Source organism: Weissella sp. DD23, assembly GCF_001579105.1.
Classification (GTDB): domain Bacteria; phylum Bacillota; class Bacilli; order Lactobacillales; family Lactobacillaceae; genus Weissella; species Weissella cibaria.
On record NZ_KQ970397.1, the window covers coordinates 86084 to 89990 of the forward strand.

Consider the following 3907-nt stretch of genomic DNA (forward strand, 5'->3'; position numbering starts at 1 on the left):
TGTTGCTGTAACGGGTAAGGCACCATACAAGTCAGTCTTGTCACAAGGATTTGTCTTGGACGGAAATGGTGAGAAGATGTCTAAGTCATTGGGTAACATCATTTCACCTAACGAAGTGGTGAAGGAGATGGGTGCTGAAATTATCCGTTTGTGGGTAACGTCAGTTGATTCATCAGCCGATGTTCGTGTATCAATGGACTTGTTGTCACAAACGTCTGAGACATACCGTAAGATCCGTAACACGATGCGTTTCTTGCTGGCTAACACAGCTGACTTTGATCCAAAGGCTGATACAATTGCCTTCGATGATTTGGTCGCAGCTGACCAATACTTCTACGCCCGCTTTAACAAGTTGGTTGCTGACATCAAGGCTGCCTACGACGTGTATGACTTCCAAGCAGTCAACAAGTTGGTTATCAACTTTATTAACGTTGACTTGTCAGCGTTCTACTTGGACTTCGCCAAGGACATCTTGTATGTTGAAGCGCCAAAGGGACACGCTCGTCGTTCATTGCAAACGGTCTTGTACAAGGTCTTGGTAGACTTGGACAAGTTGTTGTTGCCAATCTTGCCACACACGGCTGAAGAAATCTTTGAGTATCTTGAGCACGAAGAAGGCGACTTTGCTTACTTGACTGAGATGCCAGCTGTTGCAGATATTGCTAACGCTGACGAATTGATGGCTAAGTGGTCAGAATTCATGACGTTGCGCGATGCCGTTAACAAGGCCTTGGAAGTTGCCCGTGATGCGAAGTTGATTGGTAAGCCAGCCGAAGCAGCGGTAACGTTGTTCTTGACTGATGATCAAAAGGCTTGGTTGGATTCATTGGGACAAGATGTTCGCGTCTTGTTGCTTGTTTCTCAATTGCACGTAGCATCAGCTGATGAAGCTGATGATGCAACTGACTTTGATGGTTACAAGATTGCGGTAGCTCACGCAGAAGGTGAAGAGTCACCACGTGATCGTATGTACCACACTGATTTGGGTGCTGATCCTGACTTCCCAATGTTGTCAGCACACGAAGCACAAATCGTTCGCGAAAACTTCCCTGAGGCTTTGACTGAAGGTTTGGAGTAATTCACGATTAAACAAAAATAATATCGATAACAGAAAACGCCGAGAGATTTTGTCTCTCGGCGTTTTTACGTCTATAATGGAAGGTATATAGTTTGGTGGTTTGTGTCCGTCCTGACGGCCGGAGTGTTTGGCCCCTTCTAGTGCACGTGTCTAAACACGTGGTGGGGCCAAACGCAGCAGCCAAGCAAGACTATAATTGTTCGATTTTCATCAGCCACAAGACATCAGGGTAAACTGTTCGTCCATTTTTTTGTGAATAGATGAAAATCTTTAACGGTCTAGCATCTCTCGGCTGCTGTGGCTGGGGGCGCCCCGCGTATAGAACGAGGAGTGGCTAAATATGTGGCAGTAGCACTTAGCGGTTTTGCCGCTTAGTGCTACCAGGGGTAAAGGTGTACGCGGCAAAGCCGTGGACTCCGCCCGCCACTATTTTGACACACCTCGTTTAGCGGGACAAAAGAAGCCCCCAGCCACTCGACGCAACGCGTCGACACACAACACTAACTAACATACATAACGAATTCAAGACAAGGAGACCAAAGCATGACGAAGCTATACTTCATCCGCCACGGTAAAACAGAATGGAATGCCGAAGGGCGTTTTCAAGGAGCAGGTGGTGATTCACCACTGTTACCAGAATCATACGACCAAATTAAGATGCTGGGCCGTCACTTACACGATGTAAAATTTGCGCACGCTTTTGCTAGTCCAATCAAGCGAGCACGCATTACAGCTGAAGAAACACTAGCCCTTTTAGATGAAAAGCCCGAGCTAACGTTTATGGATGGATTGAAGGAGTTTTCGTTTGGTGTCTGGGAAGGCAAGACGTTTGCGGATGCCCAAGCTGGCTGGTATGACATGTACGATGCTTCGCGCAATCACCCAGAAAAGTTTGACGCCGCGCAGGTGCCAGGGGCGGAATCATTTGAAAGTGTGCAAGCACGTTTCCGCCAGGCAGTCGAAACAGCGGTAACTGAATACGGTGGCGAAGGGGTTAATCTGGTTTTCTTTAGTCACGGCGCGGCCTTAACGACCGGTATGGGTGGTTTGACAGGGATTCCATTGGCCGACTTACGCGCGCGTGGGGGCTTAGGGAACACCAGTACCTCAATTTTAGAGACGGCGGACGGTAAAACATTTACCGAATTATCACGAAACGATACAAGTTATTTGGGTGTCAGCAGTGATGCCTCAAATACAATTTAAGCGAAGAAGGAACTAGAGAGATGACGCAACCAGAAAATGCAGCACAAGCGGATATGGCACGCTTGGTCGCCGAAATTAACGCTAACCCAAATAACTGGCAAGCCTATGCAGACTTGGTAGCTGTTTTGGTTGCAACTGAAAACTTGATTGAAGCAGAGGATTTGGCCCTAAAGAGTTTGGGACTCTTCCAAGCGAATGATGAAGCTTTGCAAAACTTGCTGTACGCGACGGGTAATGTGTATTACGTGGCGGGTGATTATCAACGGGCAAATGATTTCTTTGGTAAAATTACTGATTTGGCTATTTTGCATGATGCAACTGTGATGCAGGCACAAGGATGGTATGCTCAAAACCAATTCCAAAAGGCATTGGTATATGCTTTGACAGCTGTTGAGCAACAGCCAGAAGACACTGGTGCGCAAGTATTATTAGGTAACATCTGGCTAGGCTTGCAACATGAATCAAAAGCAGCTGAAGCTTTTGATGCAGCAATCCACGTTGATCCGATGAATTTCGAGGCCAATTTTGGTCGTGGGGTTGTGGCAACGGCCAAGGGCGATCAAGACAATCAATGGTTGGCGACGGCCCAAATGATTGATTTACAACGTTATCAGGCACAAGCACAACGATTAGATGAAATCGTCCAATTACTATCAGGGAGCCGATTAGATGGAGAATCAGACTAGTTTGTTCGACGGCCCAAATCCAACGGATGAGCAACCCACTGTTTCCGGCCAAGTTAAGAATATTCTTTTCGCGGCTCAGGATTCATTTTATAAAGTCATGATTGTTGAAGTTGCTGACCTGAATTTTGACTATGATGATACTGAAATTACGGTTACTGGTAGCTTTGGTGATATTCAAATTGGCGCCAGTTATGAATTTAAGGGTCGGTTAACAACGCATGCCCGTTATGGCACGCAGTTTGCAGCGCAAAATTATCAACGACAAGCAGCCAGTACGACGTCAGGTTTAGTCGCCTATTTGTCAGGTGATCAATTTCCGGGGGTTGGTAAATCAACGGCCACAAAGATTGTTGATGAACTCGGTATCGAAGCGGTGGATTTGATCCTAGAAGATCCAGCTGTCTTGACACAAACTGGGATTTCAACGAAGCTGCAAGAAGTCATTGTGAATCAGTTACAACAATCTGATGGCATGGAACGGGCGATTATCGCGCTAAATGATTACGGCTTTGGGTCGGCGTTGGCAACGGCCATTTATCAAAAGTATCAGCAACAGACACTGCAAATTTTAAAGACAAATCCCTACCAAATGGTGATTGATATTGATGGCGTATCATTTGCCCGTATTGATCGTTTGGCTGCCCAACAAGGTATCGATGCCTTGGACGCCCGTCGCATTCAGGCGGGCGTTATTGCGGCAATTAACCAAGCAACGTTCGAGTCTGGTGATACGTACATGCAAGTTGAAGCGTTATTGCAGGCAACACAACAAATTTTGGAACGGGCGCAGAATGCCCGCGTGGATGTGGCTTTAATTAAGCGGGCGCTGTTGACCCTTACTTCAGATGGCGTGGTTATTGCTGACGGACAAAACTTATATGTAAAAGCGTTGTTTGAAGCAGAGCGCGAAATTGCACAGAAGTTAGTACGCCTAACG

4 protein-coding genes are annotated in these 3907 nt (G+C 46.6%); all 4 read left to right on the forward strand.

The features are described from left to right. Positions 1-1078: class I tRNA ligase family protein (locus WEIDD23_RS14945; protein WP_242865507.1), on the forward strand; the 1078-nt coding region annotated here is incomplete at its 5' end. Between the two features lie 543 nt (positions 1079-1621). Further along, on the forward strand, positions 1622-2284 hold the full coding sequence (locus tag WEIDD23_RS10345; RefSeq protein ID WP_010372718.1) for a histidine phosphatase family protein: 663 nt from the start codon (positions 1622-1624) through the stop codon (positions 2282-2284). 20 nt (positions 2285-2304) lie between these two features. Then, positions 2305-2970, forward strand: coding sequence for a tetratricopeptide repeat protein (locus tag WEIDD23_RS10350; RefSeq protein WP_010372721.1), 666 nt, complete (start codon positions 2305-2307; stop codon positions 2968-2970). Further along, on the forward strand, positions 2954-3907 hold a 954-nt coding region (locus WEIDD23_RS10355), incomplete at its 3' end, for a helix-hairpin-helix domain-containing protein (RefSeq protein WP_242865508.1). The genes WEIDD23_RS10350 and WEIDD23_RS10355, both read left to right, overlap by 17 nt.

Bases quoted from the DNA above. Each gene is read 5' to 3' on its own strand.
- WEIDD23_RS10345 (WP_010372718.1), top strand. From the start codon at position 1,622: ATGACGAAGCTATACTTCATCCGCCACGGTAAAACAGAATGGAATGCC.
- WEIDD23_RS10350 (WP_010372721.1), top strand. From the start codon at position 2,305: ATGACGCAACCAGAAAATGCAGCACAAGCGGATATGGCACGCTTGGTC.